We start from the raw sequence: 16,582 nt of genomic DNA on the forward strand, positions 1-16,582 counted from the left end.
CCCGGCGGTCCCGGTGGTCCCGGCGGCCAGCGGCCCGGTGGGCCGCAGCGCCCGGGTGGACCGCAGCGTCCCGGCGGCCAGGGTGGCGGCCAGCGGCCGCAGCGCCCGCAGCCCCAGGGCGAGCGGCCCGCTCCCCAGCCGATCGCGCGTCCGTCGGCGCGGCTCCCCGAGCCCGCCAGCGGTCCCGGCTCCGGCCGTGGCACGCCCCCGCCCGGCCTCGTCCGTCGCCCGGCGCGCCGTGCGGCGAAGGAGGTCGCTCCGGCTCCCGAGCTGAAGGACCTCCGCGCCAAGAAGCCCGCGCTGCCCAAGGGTCCCCCGACCCTGGGCGAGAAGCCCGCGGCCGGCGCCGGCCCCAAGATCATCGCGCTGCCGGATCCGGCGTCGACGCGTCCGAAGGCCCCCGGCGCCGCCGGTGCCGCCGGCAAGCGCCGCGTCGTCATCGACCAGCCGGGCGGCCCGCGCCGTCCGGGCGTCGGTGGCGGTCCCCCGAACCGGCGTCCGCGCCGGCGTCGTCGCCGCCAGTCGATCGAGGAGGCTCTCGCTCCGCTGAACCGCGGCGAGCAGGGCCGCACGGTCGACGTCCCCCGGATCAACTCCGGGTCGACGGTCAAGGACGTCGCCGAGTACCTCGGCGTGCCGATCCCCGAGATGATCAAGAAGCTCATGCTCATGGGCGAGATGGCCACGCTCACGCAGACGCTGGCCGACGAGACCATCGAGCTGCTCGCGGCCGAGTTCGAGCGCGAGATCGTGATCGTCAAGGCCAGCGACGAGGAGGACGAGGCCCCGGTCTTCGACGACTCGGACGCCGAGCTGGTCCAGCGTCCCCCGGTCGTCACGATCATGGGTCACGTCGACCACGGCAAGACGTCGCTGCTGGACAAGCTCCGCGAGGCCGAGGTGGCCTCCGGTGAGGCCGGCGGCATCACGCAGCACATCGGCGCCTACCAGGTGCACCACGGCGACGACACGATCACGTTCCTGGACACCCCGGGCCACGCGGCGTTCACCGCCATGCGCGCCCGCGGCGCCCGGCTCACCGACATCGCGGTCATCGTGGTGGCGGCGGACGACGGCGTGAAGCCGCAGACGCAGGAGGCCATCGACCACGCCCGCGCGGCCGACGTGCCGATCATCGTCGCGGTCAACAAGATCGACAAGCCCGGCGCCGACCCGGTGCGCGTGCGCACCGAGATGGCGACCATCGGCCTCAACCCGGCGGAGTGGGGCGGCGACACCGAGTTCGTCGACGTCTCCGCGAAGACCGGCGACGGCCTGGAGGACCTGCTCGACGTCATCGGCGTCGTCGCGGAGATCCAGGAGCTCACCGCCAACCCGGACACCATGGCGTCCGGCGTCGTCGTCGAGGCCAAGCTCGACGTCGGCCGCGGCCCCGTCGCGACCGTGCTGATCCAGCGCGGCACCCTGGAGATCGGCGACGCCATCGTCTCCGGCGCCCAGTGGGGCAAGGTCCGCGCGCTCATCGACTACACCGGTGAGCGGATCGAGGTCGCCGGCGTCGGTGACCCGGTGCTCGTCCTCGGGTTCAACGGCGTGCCGAACGCCGGTGACCTGGCGATGGTCGTCGATTCCGAGAAGACCGCCCGCGTCAAGGCCGAGGAGCGCGAGACGCGCCTCAAGGCCGAGGCGATCGCGCGTCGCTCGGGCCGCAAGTTCTCGCTCGAGGACGTCTTCAAGCGGTCGCTCGCGTCGGAGGAGCAGAAGGGCCTCCAGCTCGTGCTCAAGGCCGACGTCGCGGGTTCGCTCGAGGCGTTCGAGGACGAGATCTCGAAGCTCCCGCAGAGCGAGGTCTTCGTCGACATCGTGCTGTCGGGCGTCGGTGGCATCACCGAGTCCGACGTCATGCTCGCCGCGGCCTCGCAGGCGGTGATCATCGGCTTCAACACCGACACCGTCGGCAACGCCCGCCGCGTGGCGGACCACGAGGGCGTCGAGATCCGCACCTACGACATCATCTACCGGGCGCTCGAGGATCTCCGCGACGTCATGGAGGGGATGCTCGACAAGGACGAGGTCGAGGAGACCGTCGGCACCGCCGAGGTCCGCGCGATCTTCCGGGCGTCGAAGGTCGGCACGATCGCCGGCTCGTACGTCACGGACGGGCGAGTCAAGCGCAACGGCCTGGCCCGCGTGCTGCGCGACGGCGAGGTCATCGCGACGACGAAGATCGAGTCCCTCAAGCGGTTCAACGAGGACGCTCGCGAGGTCGCGACCGGCTACGAGTGCGGCATCGTGCTGCGCGACTTCGAGCAGGTGCGCGAGGGCGACGTCATCGAGACGTACGAGAAGCGGCGCGTCGATCGCGAGCTGAAGTAGTGAAGCCCGATCGCATGCGGCGCGTCGACGAGGCGGTCCGCGAGGTCCTCGGCGACGTGCTGCAGCGCGGCGAGCTGAAGGACCCGCGGATCGGCTTCGCGACGATCACCGGCGTCCGCACCAGCAACGACCTCAGCCACGCGACCGTCCTGGTCTCGGTGCTGCGGATCGGGGACGACGCCGCGGCACCCGAGGAGACGATCGCCGGGCTGCGCTCGGCGGTCGGCTTCCTCCAGCGCCGGGTCGGGCAGGAGCTCGGGCTGAAGTCGACGCCCGTGCTGAAGTTCGAGCTCGACGAGACGATCGACCGCGCCATGCGGATCCAGGAGATCCTCGACGACCCGCCGCCGCCCGCGGTGGAGACCGAGGACGAGGACGGCACCGCCGTCGTCGCCGACACCCCAGCGATCCCGGACGACGCAGCCCGGTGAGCACGGCCGACGTCGCCAGGGACGCGCGTCGGGCCGTCCTCGAGCACCTGCGCACCGACGACGCGTTCGTCACGGTCACGCACGAGCACCCCGATGGCGACGCCATCGGGTCGCTCGTCGCGGCCACGCGCATGCTCCAGGCGATGGGCAAGGACGTCGTCGCGGTGGTCGCTCCCGGCGACCTGCCGCTGTCCCGCGAGTACGCGGGCCTGGCGACCGTCGACCTCGTCACCAACGTCCCGGACGACGTCGGGGAGCGCACCGCGCTGTTCCTCGACTGCGGCACGCTGGACCGGATGCCGGTCGGCCCGATCCGCACGGACTCCCGGCGGATCCTGAACGTCGACCACCACCACGACAACACGCGCTTCGGCGACGTCGACCTCGTCGACTCCGGCGCGTCGTCGACCGTCGAGATCATCTGGGAGCTCATGCGCGAGCTCGCGGTGCCGATCGACCTCGACACCGCGAAGGCGCTGTACGTCGGTCTCGTCACCGACACCGGCCAGTTCATGTGGGAGAACACCGGCGAGCGCGCCCACCGCATGGCCGCCGACCTGATCTCGCTCGGCGTCGACTCCTTCGCGGTCTACCGCACCCTCTACGAAGGCGCCCCGTGGGCGAAGCTCGCGTTGCTCGGCCGGGCGCTGGAGCGCACCCGCCGGGAGGAGGACGGGCAGCTGACGTTCTCGCTCCTGCGGCGCGAGGACTACGTGTCCACCGGCGCCGAGGACACGGACTCCGAGGGCATCATCGACCACCTCCGGACCGTCGCCGGCACGCGACTGGCGGCCGTGGCCCGCGAGGTGCTCTTCGACCATCCCGACGACCCGACGGGCGGCGTGATCCGCACGAAGGTCTCGCTGCGGTCGTCGGGCCCCGGGATCGACGTGTCGTCGATCGCCCGGGCGGGCGGCGGGGGCGGCCACCCCCAGGCCGCCGGGTTCACGACGGAGCTGGGGGAGGAGGCGCTCGTCGAGTTCCTCTGCAACCAGCTCCGCGAGCAGCAGTGACCGGACAGGGCGCGGGGACCACCGGGGACTCCCCGGCCACCGAGGCGCCGGACCCCGTCCCGTTCCCCGACGGCGCCCTCCTGATCGACAAGCCCGCGGGCATCACGAGCCACGACGTCGTCCACCGCGTGCGCCGCGCCGTCGGCGGCCGGAAGGCCGGCCGCGTCGGGCACACCGGCACCTTGGACCCGTTCGCGACGGGACTCCTGATCGTGCTGCTCGGACGCGCGACGCGGCTGCAGCACCACCTGATGGGCCAGGACAAGACGTACGAGACGCTCGCGCGGCTCGGGGCCACGTCGACCACCGGCGACCCGGAGGGCGAGATCGAGGTCACCGGGCGGATCCCTCCGGACCCGCCGGAGCTCCCGACCGGGCTGGTCCGTCAGCGGCCGCCCGCGTACTCGGCGATCCGCGTCGACGGCGAGCGCGCGTACAAGCGCGCCCGTCGCGGCGAGGAGGTCGTCGTGCCCGAGCGCGAGGTCACCGTCCACGCGTTCGACCAGCTCGAGCGCGAGGGCGACCGCGCGCGGTTCCGGATCTCGTGCTCGTCGGGCACCTACGTGCGGACGCTGATCGGCGACCTCGGCGACGCGTACTGCCTGGAGCTCCGCCGGACGTCGATCGGCGCGTTCGACGTCGCCGACGCGCAGAGCCCGGACGCCGAGCGCTCCACGTGGCGCCTGATCCCCCTGGAGACCCTCCTGCGGTCCGTCCTGCCGACCGTGGAGCTGGACGACGAGCAGGCCCGTCGGGCGGGCTACGGGCAGCGCATCGAGCTCGAGCGGACGCCCGACGTGGAGCTCTTCGGGCTGTGCCACGACGGCGAGGCCGTGGCCATCGGTCGCCGTGAGCCGGACGGCCGGATCCATCCCGTCGTAGGCTTCCGGTCGTGACCGCGCGCATCACGCCCCTGGCGGACGCTCCTCGTCGTCCCCGGACGATCGCCCTGGGCACCTTCGACGGCGTGCACCTCGGCCACCGCCAGGTGATCGCGCACGCCGACACGGTGGTGACGTTCCACCCGCACCCGATGACGGTGCTGGCGCCCGGGCGCGTCCCGCCGCAGCTGACGACGCTGGAGCGCCGCGCACAGCTCGTGTGCGAGCTCGGCGTCGACGAGCTGGTGCTCGTGCCGTTCGACGCCCACACCGCCACGCAGGACGCCCAGGCGTTCATCGACGAGGTCCTGGTCGACCGGCTGCAGGCCTCCGGCGTCCGGGTCGGCGAGAACTTCCGCTTCGGCCACGACGCCAAGGGCACCCCGGCGCTCCTGGCCGCCGACGGTCGCTTCGAGACGACGATCGTCCCCGTGCTGCGCAAGGCGGGGGAGTCCGTCAGCTCGACGCGGATCCGCGAGCTCGTGGCCCGCGGCGCGGTGGGGGAGGCCGCCGAGCTGCTCGGCGCGCCGTTCGCGCTCGCCGGTCCCGTCGAGCACGGCGAGAAGCGCGGGCGCGAGCTCGGCTACCCGACGGCGAACCTCGTGCCGCCCGTCGGCCACGCGCTGCCCGCCCACGGCGTCTACGCGTGCCGTGCGCGCCTCCAGGACGGCTCCCTGCACGCCGCCGCCGTGTCGATCGGCATCCGGCCGCAGTTCGAGACCGCCCTCGGCGTGCTCGTCGAGGCGTACGTCCTCGACTTCTCCGGCGACCTCTACGGGCAGCCGCTCGAGCTCGAGTTCCTCTCGCGGCTGCGCGGCGAGGAGCGCTTCGACGGCGTCGAGGCCCTCCTGGAGCAGATGGCCCGCGACGTCGACGACACCCGCCGACTCGCCGCGGCCTGACCGCCGGGACGCGGGTTTGCGGGTCTTCCTGCTACCTTCTCCGGTCGAATGACGTCGCTCACGCAGGAACGCAAGCAGGAGATCGTCGCCCGTTTCGGCGCGTCGGAGTCGGACACGGGTTCGACCAACGTTCAGGTGGCCCTGCTCACCGAGCGGATCAACGACCTGACGCAGCACCTGCGCGAGCACCAGAAGGACCACCACTCGCGTCGTGGCCTCCTGATGCTCGTCGGTCAGCGTCGTCGTCTGCTCGACTACATGCGCCGCAACGACCTCGACGGCTACCGCGCGCTGATCAAGGAGCTCGGGCTGCGCAAGTAGCCCGGCCCGCGCTCCGGCGCGGCCACCGCAGGACCCCTCGACCGGCCCCTGGGCCGGTCGTCGTCGTTCCCGGACCCGGCGTCCGCGGGCCGGTCGGCGGGGTCGACCCCCGATCGCCCGGGAGATCGGACCCGCGCATCGCGACCCGGGCTTCCGGGCCCGTAGGATCGCGCCATGGCCATCATCTCCGCCGGCAGCGCGGTCCCGCAGCTCACCCTCAAGAACGAGGACGGCAGCGACTTCACGCAGGAGGACCTCACGGGACGGACGACCGTCCTGGTCTTCTACCCGTTCGCGTTCTCGCCGGTCTGCACCGACCAGCTGCAGGTCTACGAGGAGCTGCTGCCCGAGCTCGCCGAGCAGAACGCCGTGATGTACGCGGTGTCGACGGACGCGTCGTACTCGCAGATCGCGTTCAAGGAGAAGCTGGGCGTCACGATCGGCCAGCTCTCGGACTTCGAGCCCAAGGGCGACGCGTCCAAGGCGCTCGGCGCGTACTTCGAGCCGGCCGGCATGACGAACCGGGCGCTCGTCGTCGTCGGCCCCGACGGCACCGTCGCCTGGAGCCACCTGGCGTCGTCGCCGGGCGAGCTGCCGGGCGTGGACAAGGTCCGCGAGGGCCTGGCCGCCGTCACCGCCTGATCACCGGGCCGATGTCCGCCGACCGCCGAGGACCCGTCTCCGGGCCGCACGTCAGCGGACCAGAGGGCGCGCCGGGAGTCCTGCTCTACGGCGACGCCACGTGCCCGCGCTGCCAGCTGGCCGTCCTGCGGCTCCGTGCGGCGCCCGTGCGGCTCACGTGGCGGCATCTGGTCCTCCGGGCCCGCGGGCCGCGTCCGCGGGCGCTGGCGGGCGCCCTGGAGGCCGCGGGACGCCAGGATGCGTTCTGGCCGGTCCTCGACGCCGTGGTCGCCGACCCGTCGCGCACCGAGGATCCGGACCTGTGGGCGCTCGCGCGGCGGCTCGGGCTGGACGTCGAGCGGTTCGACCTCGACCGGCGGGACGAGGGGACCACGGCGGCGATCGCCGCCGACCTCGCCGATGGCCTGCAGGCGGGTGCGGTGGGGACGCCGGCGATCGTCGTCGGCGGCGGCGCCGTGGAGCACGGCGTGCCGGACGACGCCTGGATCGACGCGCTGCTGCAGCGGGCCTGAGCCCCGGGCGGCCGCGGGCGCCGGCGCAGCGGGGACCGGTCGAGGCGGGCGTCCGCCGGTCTACAGGGTCACCTAAAACTTCTGCGCACAGCGCAAGAGGGTCACCTAATATGGGTGCCCTTATGAAGACCCTCCTGCGCTATCTGCGCGCACACCACATGGCCCTCGCCGCGCTGTTCATCGCCCTCGGCGGGACGTCCTACGCCGCGGTGGCCATCCCGCGCAACAGCGTCGGCAGCACCCAACTCCGCGCGAGCTCGATCACCTCGGCCAAGGTCAAGGACCGCTCACTGCTGGCCAAGGACTTCAAGGCCGGCCAGCTGCCCAAGGGCGCGAAGGGCGACACTGGTGCCGCCGGTCCGCAGGGGGCCGCCGGTCCGCAGGGGGCCGCCGGTCCGCAGGGCGACACGGGTGCGACCGGAGCCCGGGGGCCTGCCGGCGCGAAGGGCGACACCGGTGCGACCGGAGCCCAGGGACCTGCCGGCGCGAAGGGCGACACCGGTGAGCAGGGGATCCCGGGCACGGCCGCCGCGGTCGACCCGCTGAGCGTCCGTGTGACCCGCACGTCCGCGGCCTTCAGCGTCCCCACGAGCGCCACCGGTGCGCCGAACACCCCCCTCGAGTTCAACACCGAACGGTACGACGACGGCGACTTCTTCGACGCCGCCGCACCCGCCGGGGAGGCACCGGGAGCCGCGTCCCTGACGATCCCGAAGACAGGCACGTACGCGATCACGGCCGGCACCCGGTGGGTCCAGAACGCCATCGGCATCCGCACCCTCGCGATCAGCGGCCCGAACGGTGCGCCGCCGGCCCCGGGGATCCTCGTCCAGAGCTCGGTGCCCGCCAACCCGGACGGGGTGACCACGCAGAACGTCAGCACCCTGGTCCGACTCACCCTCGGCCAGCGGGTCTACGCGTCGGTGGGCCAGAGCTCCGGAGCCGCCCTCGACATCCAGGGCTCGCTGAGCACCGTCCACTTCGCCGCGGCCTACGTCGGGCCCTGAGGATCGCTCGTCGGCCGTCTCGCCGACGCACGCCGGACAACGCTGCCGCCGCCTCGCCGGCGGCGGCAGCGCGGGGCCCGTTCCCTGATGGGGAGCGGGCCCCGCGTCCGTTCAGCGCCGTCGTAGCCGTTCGCGGAGCCGCAGCGCGCCGAACACGCCGAGCACCACCAGTGCGATGCCCGGGAACAGCACGAGCCAGAGCGCACCGGCCGGCGGGTCCTCGAGCTCGCCGTCCGTCGTGGCGGCGCCCGCGATCTCGCTGGGGAGCGGGCCGCGGGCGAAGTTGTCCTCGGTCTCGTACGGGTAGTCCGCCGACGACCGGAACAGGCGATCGCTGACGCCCCGGCGGACGTGCACGTCCGAGGTGATCGCCTTCGGGTCGTCGCTCGCCAGCCGCAGGCGGGTCAGGTACCGACCCCGCACCACGTCGCGGACGTCGGCGGAGAGCGCCGGCCGCAGCGCCGAGACGAAGCCGGCGAAGACCGTGTCGAACCCGGTCGCGAGCACCCGGTGGTCGCCGGCCACGTAGAGGTCGACCGCCACGGGCGTCGTCGACGTGGAGCTCAGGCGCAGGGGGTAGACGAGCCGGTCCGTTGCGAACGAGACGCGCAGCGGGCTCAGCGTCTGCCGGTCGCCCCGCACCGGGTCGGCCAGCCGGACCGCCACGAACGCCCAGTCCCGGCGGACGTAGTCCCGCAGCATCGGCTCCGCCGCGGCGGGCGTGTCGTACCCACCGGCGTTCAGCCAGCGGCGCAGCGCCGCGGCGTCGCCCGCCCGCAGGCGCGTGACGTCGTAGCCGCCGATCCGCTCGCGGGACAGCACCGAGACGCCGCCCGCGTCCGGCACGGCCGCGGCGACACCGTCGTCGTCGCCCGAGCGGGGGCGCGGCACCGTGCGGGTGGCGAGCTCGAGCTCGTCGAAGACCCGTGCGGCCCCGGCCGGGAGAGCGGCGACGCGCGGCGTCGAGGGAACGGGCAGCAGGACGGCCGGGCGGCGGTCCCCGGGAGCCGTCGTGCCGGGGGCCGCGAGGTCCAGGCCGAGCACGATCTCCTCCCGACCCTCCTCCAGCGACACGATCGCGCGCTCGGTGCTGACCCTCGACCCGTAGGCGATGCCGCAGGCGCACGCACCCGCGGGGCGGGCGACGGCGAGCGTCCCGAGCACCACCGCCGTCGCGAGGACGAGCAGGACGGCGGGCGGACGGAACGGATGGGGACGCGGCGGCAGCGGGCGGGGCACGGGCGGCGATGGTAGCCGGGCCGCCGCGGGGGCCGTGGGACCGCGGGTCCCGCGGTGACCCGACGCACCGGGACGCCGGGCGGTGGGACCGGTTCGGGACCGCCAGAAGCGTGCGGGGGTGACACGACCGATGTACGGTGTCCTCAGCCACCGAAACCGGGCGGCCCCGCCCACCAACGAAGAGGTGCCCCATGACCCGTATCCGTCCGTCGCGCAGGCCATCACCCTCGCTGGTGATCAGCTGCATCGCGCTCTCCGTCGCCCTCGGCGGCACGAGCTACGCGGCCGTGTCGATCCCGCGAAACAGCGTCGGGAGCGCCCAGCTGAAGAAGAACGCCGTCGCCACGTCCGACGTCCGCGACGGCGCGATCACCACCACGAAGGTGAAGAACGGCTCCCTGCTCGCCGCGGACTTCAAGTCCGGCCAGCTGAAGCCCGGCCCGGCCGGCCCGTCGGGCTCCGCCGGGGCCAAGGGCGACCCCGGCGCGAAGGGTGACCCGGGCGCGAAGGGCGACACCGGGGCGACCGGTCCGGCGACCGTCCAACAGCTCGACGCCGACGCGGACCTCGCGGACGGCGCGAAGGGCTCGTACACGGTCTTCTGCCCGGCCGGCCAGCAGGCCATCGGCGGCGGTGGCCGCGGCGACGACACGAGCTCCGAAGCGACATCGGTGACCGCCTCGCGCCCGTCGATCAGCGCGACGAACACCGAACCGCCGGCCAGCGGCCAGGGGTTCACGGGCTGGCGCATCACCGTGACCAACACCGTCGGCGGCATCACCACGGGGATCCGGCCCAGCGTGTGGGTCGTCTGCGTCGCCGCTCCGTAGTACGACGTCCCTCCGTCCCGAGATCCAGGCTCCCGTGACCCGCTGGACGGGTCGCGTCGTCACCGGCCGGGGCGCTCCAGCCCCGGCGGCGGCGGCCCCGACGCGATCGCGCCCGGGCCGCCGGTCCCGATCACGTCGTCACCGAGGAGCAGTTCATGAGCACCATCGAGCGTCGCTGGGGGTGGGCTGCCGCAGTCGGCGTCGCCGCCGTCCTCGCGACCGCCCCGGGCGGGGCGGAGGCCGCGCCCGCCCCGACACCGGCGTCGTCGCTGAAGGCGCTCGTCCGCCAGACGAGCGCGCTGCCGAGAACGGCCACGACGCGGACCCGCCGGGCGAAGCTCGTCCGCACGGCCAGGCACGCGCGGCGCGTCGCGGCGAAGAAGCCGTGCACGGCCGTCGCCGACCTCTCCCGCTTCCGCGAGACCCTCCGTGCCGTCCGCACGAAGAAGGGCAAGCGCTACGCGCGGGCCAACCGGCGGCTCGCCGCGCTCGGCCCGGCGGCCGCGACGTCGTCGCGGCTGCTGCTCTCGCTGAAGGCCACCAAGCGCTGCGGCGGCGGCGCGACGCCGACGAAGGCCCCGGCTGCCACGGCGAAGGTCCTCTCCAGCGACGCCAACGGCATGAGCGTCCGCGTCGACCTGCCCGCGCTGCGCTTCGCTGCCCGCGAGGGCGGCGGCAAGGTCTGGACGCAGCTCTCGCTGCCGGACACCGACACGCCCGGCAAGCCCGGGACGCCCGCGATCCCCGTCACGAGCAGCACCCTGGCGATCCCCGAGGGCGCCACGCTCGACGTCGACGCCACGAAGACGACGAGCTACACCGTCGACGGCGTCGACGTGCTCCCGGTCCAGCCGGACGTCGTGGACGCCGACCGCAAGGAGCCGGACTTCACGAAGGCGCCGTACGCCTCCAAGGCGTTCGCGTACAGCGCCTCGGCGTACCGCGCGAAGGGCCTCCAGCCCACCGCGCCCGCGGACGGCGCCGTCCTCGGCACGTCGCGGGACCTGAAGCTCGGCGCCCTGCAGGTGCCCGCGGCGCAGTACGACCCGGCGAAGCAGCGGCTGAAGGTCATCACGTCCGTCGTGGTGAAGGTCGCGTTCAAGGGCGGCTCGCACACGTTCAGCGACGAGATCGCCTCGCCGTGGGAGGCCCCGCAGCGCCGGCTCGTCGCCGGGCTCCTGAACGCCGAGCTCCTGCGGCGCTCACCGATCCTCACGCTGCCGCGCTGCGGCGAGGAGCTGCTGGTCATCACGAACACCGCCACCCGCGCGGCCGCCGACCAGTTCGCGACGGCCCGCAGCGCGGCGGGCCTGCGCACCCGCGTCGTCGAGACGGGCGCCGGCGCCGGCCAGATCGGCACCACGCCCGCGCAGATCCAGACGTACATCCGCGGGCGCCTGACCGCGCTGGGCTGCATCCACCCGAGCTACGTGACGATCCTCGGCGACGACGACCTCGTGCCGACCTTCACCAACGGGCCCTCCGGCATCCCGTCGGACCTGCCGTACGCGCTGCGCAACGCCGCCGACGAGCTGCCGGACGTCGCGATCGGCCGGATCCTCGGCAACGACCAGACGGCGGTCGGGCGCGCCGTGAGCAAGATCATCGGCTACGAGACGACCCCGCCGACGGGCTCGTTCCTCACGAAGGCGCTCGTGGCCGCGCAGTTCCAGGACACCGACGGCGCGGGCCAGACGAACGACGGCCGTGAGAACCGGACGTTCATCCAGTTCGCGGAGACCGTGCGCAACGGCCTGGCCAAGCGCGGGGTCGCGGTCGACCGGATCTACCAGGACAGCCCGACGACGACGCCGACGCAGTTCAACGACGGCACGCCGCTGCCGTCGTCGCTGCTGAAGCCGACGTTCGCCTGGGACGGCGACGGGGCCGACGTCTCGGCGGCCTGGAACGACGGCCGCTTCCTCGTCGTCCACCGCGATCACGGCTGGGCGGACGGCTGGGGCGACCCCTCGTTCACCACGAGCGACGTCAACGCCCTGACCAACGGCGCCAAGCTCCCGGTCGTCCTGAGCATCAACTGCTCCAGCGGCGCGTACGACTACGACGAGACCTCGTTCGCCAGCGAGGCGCTGGTGAAGGAGGCCGGTGGCGCGGTCGGCGTCTTCGGGGACACCCGCGACTCGCCGTCCTGGCACAACTCGCAGCTCGCCCTCGGGTTCGTCGACGGGCTCCTGCCGAGCGTCCTGCCGCTCGAGGGCCCGGCCGCGAAGCAGCGCACCGGCGACGCGCTGATCACCGGCAAGCTCCGGCTGGCCGGCATCGCCCCGCCGTCGGGCCCCGGGATCTCCGGCGGCGACGGCAACACCCGCAACGAGCTCTACCTCTGGCACTACTTCGGCGATCCGTCGATGCAGATGTGGGGCGGCGGCTCCCCGCCGATCGTCTTCGACCTGCACCGGTTCCAGGCGGTCCTCTCGCGGGCGATCACGGTGCCGAACCCCGGCGACCCGCCGCCGTACCAGGTGAACGTCACGCTGCCGGCCGAGCTGCAGGGCCAGCCGATCAGCCTGCTGCGCCGCGGCGAGGTGATCGGCAAGGCGCTGGCGGGCGCCGGCGTCGTCCAGATCCCCGCGGCCTTCGGCGACGGCTCCGTGGTGCCCGGCGAGCTCCAGGTCGCCGTGGAGGCGGACGGGGCGGTCCCGGTCAGCGTGCCGGTGGAGGTCCCGGCGGCGCCCGCGCCGCCCCCGCCGCCGCCCCCGCCCCCGGTTCCGGGGCCGGCGGCCACGACGCTGCAGCAGAGCTGCCCGACCGCGGTGCCGGTGCTGCAGCCGCTGACCGTCACGGGGACCCTCGCCGGCGCGCCGGCGGGCAGCGTCATCGAGGTCACGTTCACGGCGCCCGCCACGACGGGCGGGACGAGCACGACGCCGGTCGAGCCGCCGCGGCAGGTCGTCGTCCAGGCCGTCACCGACGCCTCCGGCGCGTGGACGGCAACCACGCAGCCGGCGCGCAGCGAGACGGGCACCTGGACGGTCTCCTCGGCCTACGCCGGCGACGCCGACCACCTCGCCTCGTCCGCCGGACCGTGCTCCGTGCCGGTCGGTGGCCAGCCGACGGGCTGAGCGATCCGCGGGCGGGTCGGGCGGGCGCCGCGCCCGACCCGCCCGCCGGGGCGGGGCCGTCCGGGGTGACCTGCCCCGGACGGGCATCGCCCCTGCACCTCCGCGGGTTCCGTTAGGCTCGATCCGTTCGGAACGACGAGAATCAAGAGGCGCGCCAGATCCGATGGGGCGCGCAGACGAGGAACGACATATGAGTCACGACGACGTGACCACGGTGTCCGTGGAGATCTCCGGCCAGGAGATCACCTTCGAGACCGGCAAGCTCGCCAAGCAGGCTTCCGGCGCGGTCACCGTACGACAGGGCGACACGATCGTCCTGTGCACGGCCTCCATTGGCCGGATCAAGGACTTCGACTTCCTGCCGCTGACGGTGGACGTCGAGGAGCGGTCCTACGCCGCGGGCAAGATCCCCGGCTCCTTCTTCAAGCGCGAGGGTCGCGCCGGCGAGAAGGCGACGCTGACGGCCCGCATGATCGACCGGCCGATCCGGCCGCTGCTGCCGAAGAACTGGCGCTACGAGACGCAGGTCGTCGCGCTGCCGATCTCGGTGGACCACGTCCACCCGTACGACATCCTGGCGATGAACGGCGCGTCGGCCGCGCTGACGATCTCCTCGATCCCGCTGCCCGAGCCGATCGGCGCCGTCCGCATCGGCAAGATCGACGGCACGATCGTCGTCAACCCGCCCGAGGAGTCGCTGCTCCCGGGCGGCGCGAGCGACCTCGACCTCATCGTCGCCGGCACCGCCGACGCGATCCTGATGGTCGAGGCCGGCGCGAACATCATCCCCGAGGCCGAGATCCTCGACGCGCTCGACATCGCCCACGGCGAGATCCAGAAGCTCGTCGCGGCCCAGCTCGAGCTGCGCAAGCTCGTCGGCAAGGACAAGATCGAGCACGAGGCGCCCTCGCTCGACGCGAAGCTCCTGGCGAAGATCAAGCGCGCGCACGGCAAGAAGATCGAGAAGGCGACGCAGGTCGTCGACAAGCTCGAGCGCGAGGACGCGACGGACGCCGCCAAGCAGGCGGCCGTCGACGCGTACGTCGACGAGGACACCGAGGCCGACGAGAAGAAGGCCGTCAAGGCCGTCGTCGACGCGCTGGAGAAGGCCGCCATCCGCGACCGCATCGCGGTCCAGAAGGTCCGCCCGGACGGCCGCGAGGCCACCGAGATCCGCAAGATCACGATCGAGACCGGCACCGCCCCGCGGACGCACGGCTCGGCCCTCTTCACGCGTGGCCAGACGCAGGCGCTGTCCGTCGTCTCCCTCGGCACGCTGAAGGAGGAGATGCGGCTGGACACCCTCGGCCTCGAGACCAACCGCTACTACTGGCACCACTACAACTTCCCGCCGTTCTCCGTCGGCGAGGCGGGCCGCCTGGGCGGCCCCAAGCGTCGTGACATCGGTCACGGCGCGCTGGCCGAGCGGGCGCTCGTGCCGGTGGTCCCGTCGATCGAGGACTTCCCGTACACGATCCGCGTCGTGTCGGACATCCTCGAGTCCAACGGCTCCTCCTCGATGGCGTCGGTCTGCGGCTCGTCGCTGTCCCTGATGCAGGCGGGCGTGCCGATCACGGCGCCGGTCGCCGGCATCGCCATGGGCCTGATCAAGGAGGGCGACGACTACATCGTCCTCACCGACATCGCCGGCGTCGAGGACCACCTCGGCGACATGGACTTCAAGGTCGCGGGCACCGAGGAGGGCATCACCGCCCTCCAGATGGACATCAAGATCACGGGCGTCACGTTCGAGATCCTGCGCGACGCCCTGGCCCAGGCCAAGGACGCCCGCCTGGAGATCCTCGGCAAGATGAAGGCCGTCATCGACGGCCCCAACACGGAGCTCTCGCTCTACGCGCCGCGCATCCTCTCGCTGAAGATCGATCCCGAGAAGATCGGCATGGTCATCGGCAAGGGCGGCGAGACGATCCGCGGGCTCCAGGAGGAGTTCGAGGCCCAGATCGACATCTCCGACGACGGCACGATCAACGTCTACTCGTCCTCGGGCGAGAAGGGCGACGCCCTCGTGGCCCGCCTGTCGGCGATGACCCGCGACGTCTCCCTCGGCGACGAGTTCGACGGCAAGGTCGTCAAGACCACGACGTTCGGCGCCTTCGTCGAGCTCATCAAGGGCACCGACGGCCTGCTGCACATCTCCAACGTCTCGCCGGGCAACCGCGTCGACACGGTGGAGGAGGTCCTCAAGCAGGGCGACGTCATCAAGGTGCGCGTCGCCGAGCTCGACCGCGAGCGCGGCCGCGTCGGCCTGCGTCTCTCGGACGACCCGGAGATCGTCGGCAAGACCGCCGAGGAGCTCAAGGACCTGAAGAAGTCCGGCGGCCCGGGTGGGCCGCGCTCCGGCGGCAGCGATCGTCCGCCGCGCCGTGAGGGCGACGGTGGTCGCCCGCCGCGCCGCGACCGCGACAGCGGTGGCAACGGCGGCGGCTCCGGCGATCGTCCGCCGCGCCGCCGCGAGCGCTCCGGCGGCCGGGACTAGTCCCATCGCCTCCGTGCCGGATCAGACCACCGACAGCGGGCCCGCCCACCCCCGCATCACGCGCCTGCCCTCGGGGGTGACGGTCGTCTCCGAGTCCATCGACTCGGCCCTGTCCGTCGCCGTCGGCGTCTGGATCGGCACGGGCGCCCGCCACGAGCGGGACGAGGAGGCCGGCCGCGCCCACCTGCTGGAGCACATGCTCTTCCGGGGGACGCGGTCGTTCACCTCGACCGAGGTCGACCAGCGCTTCGACGCGCTGGGCGGCGACCTCAACGCGGCGACGAGCCGCGACGAGACCGCGGTGGTCGCCCGCGTCCTCGCCGACGAGCTGCCGGGCGCGTTCCCGATGCTCGGCGAGATGGTCGCGGCGCCGCTGCTCGGCGACTCCGACCTCGCCCTCGAGCGCAAGATCGTGCTCGAGGAGATCTCGATGATCGACGACGACCCGGAGGAGCTCGTCTTCGAGCTGCTGCCGACGGCCGTCTTCGGCACCCACGCGCTGGGCCGCCCGGTCATCGGGACCCCGGAGGTCGTCGCCGGCACCGACGGCGACACCCTCCGCGACTTCTACGCCGGCCGCTACCGGCCGGGCCGCATCGTCGTCGCGGCCGCCGGCGCGGTCGACCACGGCCGGCTCTGCGAGCTGGCCGAAGCGACCGCCGTGCCGGCCGACCCGGGCGTCGACCGCCCGGAGGACGAGCACGATCCGGGTGCCGCCCCGGACACCGACCCGCGCGTCATCTTCCGGCGCCGCGACACCGAGCAGGTGCAGGTCGCGATCGCCGGTCGCGGTGCCGATGTACATCATGAGCCTGATCCTCGGGGCCATCGTCATCCCGGTCGCCCTTTACTACACCTGGGGATCGACGAGCCCGCTGACCAATCGC

14 protein-coding genes are annotated in these 16,582 nt (G+C 73.4%); 13 read left to right on the forward strand and 1 reads right to left on the reverse strand.

Annotation, left to right across the window (positions count from 1 at the left end):
• The 9 genes from infB to AB0L40_RS20140 form a co-directional block, all read left to right on the forward strand.
• On the forward strand, positions 1-2,337 hold a 2,337-nt coding region (infB, locus tag AB0L40_RS20100), incomplete at its 5' end, for a translation initiation factor IF-2 (protein ID WP_364358662.1).
• 14 nt (positions 2,338-2,351) lie between these two features.
• A complete protein-coding gene (rbfA, locus tag AB0L40_RS20105) occupies positions 2,352-2,768 on the forward strand; it encodes a 30S ribosome-binding factor RbfA (RefSeq protein ID WP_364358665.1) in 417 nt (138 codons plus the stop codon).
• Entirely contained in the window at positions 2,765-3,781 is a 1,017-nt protein-coding gene (locus AB0L40_RS20110) for a bifunctional oligoribonuclease/PAP phosphatase NrnA (RefSeq protein WP_364358668.1), read from the forward strand. Before rbfA ends, AB0L40_RS20110 begins: the two co-directional genes overlap by 4 nt.
• Complete coding sequence (gene truB / locus AB0L40_RS20115) at positions 3,778-4,677, forward strand: tRNA pseudouridine(55) synthase TruB (protein WP_364358671.1); 900 nt, start codon at positions 3,778-3,780, stop codon at positions 4,675-4,677. Before AB0L40_RS20110 ends, truB begins: the two co-directional genes overlap by 4 nt.
• Positions 4,674-5,564, forward strand: coding sequence for a bifunctional riboflavin kinase/FAD synthetase (locus AB0L40_RS20120; protein WP_364358674.1), 891 nt, complete (start codon positions 4,674-4,676; stop codon positions 5,562-5,564). The genes truB and AB0L40_RS20120 overlap by 4 nt, the downstream gene beginning before the upstream one ends.
• A 48-nt stretch (positions 5,565-5,612) precedes the next feature.
• Positions 5,613-5,885 (forward strand): 30S ribosomal protein S15, encoded by a 273-nt coding sequence (rpsO, locus tag AB0L40_RS20125; RefSeq protein ID WP_026911950.1) that lies wholly within the window; start codon positions 5,613-5,615, stop codon positions 5,883-5,885.
• Between the two features lie 174 nt (positions 5,886-6,059).
• Positions 6,060-6,527: a redoxin domain-containing protein gene (locus AB0L40_RS20130; protein WP_364358678.1), complete on the forward strand. Its 468-nt coding sequence runs from the start codon at positions 6,060-6,062 to the stop codon at positions 6,525-6,527.
• Positions 6,528-6,538: 11 nt separating this feature from the next.
• A complete protein-coding gene (locus tag AB0L40_RS20135) occupies positions 6,539-7,039 on the forward strand; it encodes a DsbA family protein (RefSeq protein WP_364358681.1) in 501 nt (166 codons plus the stop codon).
• Between the two features lie 122 nt (positions 7,040-7,161).
• Positions 7,162-8,046, forward strand: coding sequence for a hypothetical protein (locus tag AB0L40_RS20140; RefSeq protein WP_364358684.1), 885 nt, complete (start codon positions 7,162-7,164; stop codon positions 8,044-8,046).
• 111 nt (positions 8,047-8,157) lie between these two features.
• Here the strand turns inward: AB0L40_RS20140 and AB0L40_RS20145 are convergent, their stop codons facing one another.
• A complete protein-coding gene (locus AB0L40_RS20145) occupies positions 8,158-9,285 on the reverse strand; it encodes a DUF2330 domain-containing protein (RefSeq protein WP_364358687.1) in 1,128 nt (375 codons plus the stop codon).
• A 191-nt stretch (positions 9,286-9,476) separates the two neighbouring features.
• Between AB0L40_RS20145 and AB0L40_RS20150 the strand changes: the two genes are divergently transcribed.
• The 4 genes from AB0L40_RS20150 to AB0L40_RS20165 form a co-directional block, all read left to right on the forward strand.
• Entirely contained in the window at positions 9,477-10,115 is a 639-nt protein-coding gene (locus tag AB0L40_RS20150; RefSeq protein ID WP_364358690.1) for a collagen-like protein, read from the forward strand.
• Between the two features lie 155 nt (positions 10,116-10,270).
• Positions 10,271-13,198, forward strand: coding sequence for a C25 family cysteine peptidase (locus AB0L40_RS20155; RefSeq protein WP_364358693.1), 2,928 nt, complete (start codon positions 10,271-10,273; stop codon positions 13,196-13,198).
• A 190-nt stretch (positions 13,199-13,388) separates the two neighbouring features.
• Positions 13,389-15,695: a polyribonucleotide nucleotidyltransferase gene (locus tag AB0L40_RS20160; protein ID WP_364358696.1), complete on the forward strand. Its 2,307-nt coding sequence runs from the start codon at positions 13,389-13,391 to the stop codon at positions 15,693-15,695.
• 13 nt (positions 15,696-15,708) lie between these two features.
• Positions 15,709-16,582 (forward strand): pitrilysin family protein (locus tag AB0L40_RS20165; protein ID WP_364358699.1); only part of this gene is annotated, 874 nt, incomplete at its 3' end.

The sequence above is a fragment of the Patulibacter sp. NPDC049589 genome, from assembly GCF_040675535.1.
Taxonomy (GTDB): domain Bacteria; phylum Actinomycetota; class Thermoleophilia; order Solirubrobacterales; family Solirubrobacteraceae; genus Patulibacter.

What these genes read in the sequence shown, in the direction of transcription:
- rbfA (WP_364358665.1), top strand. Translation starts at nt 2,352, where the DNA reads ATGCGGCGCGTCGACGAGGCGGTCCGCGAGGTCCTCGGCGACGTGCTG.
- rpsO (WP_026911950.1), top strand. Translation starts at nt 5,613, where the DNA reads ATGACGTCGCTCACGCAGGAACGCAAGCAGGAGATCGTCGCCCGTTTC.
- AB0L40_RS20130 (WP_364358678.1), top strand. Translation starts at nt 6,060, where the DNA reads ATGGCCATCATCTCCGCCGGCAGCGCGGTCCCGCAGCTCACCCTCAAG.
- AB0L40_RS20135 (WP_364358681.1), top strand. Translation starts at nt 6,539, where the DNA reads ATGTCCGCCGACCGCCGAGGACCCGTCTCCGGGCCGCACGTCAGCGGA.
- AB0L40_RS20140 (WP_364358684.1), top strand. Translation starts at nt 7,162, where the DNA reads ATGAAGACCCTCCTGCGCTATCTGCGCGCACACCACATGGCCCTCGCC.
- AB0L40_RS20150 (WP_364358690.1), top strand. Translation starts at nt 9,477, where the DNA reads ATGACCCGTATCCGTCCGTCGCGCAGGCCATCACCCTCGCTGGTGATC.
- AB0L40_RS20155 (WP_364358693.1), top strand. Translation starts at nt 10,271, where the DNA reads ATGAGCACCATCGAGCGTCGCTGGGGGTGGGCTGCCGCAGTCGGCGTC.
- AB0L40_RS20160 (WP_364358696.1), top strand. Translation starts at nt 13,389, where the DNA reads ATGAGTCACGACGACGTGACCACGGTGTCCGTGGAGATCTCCGGCCAG.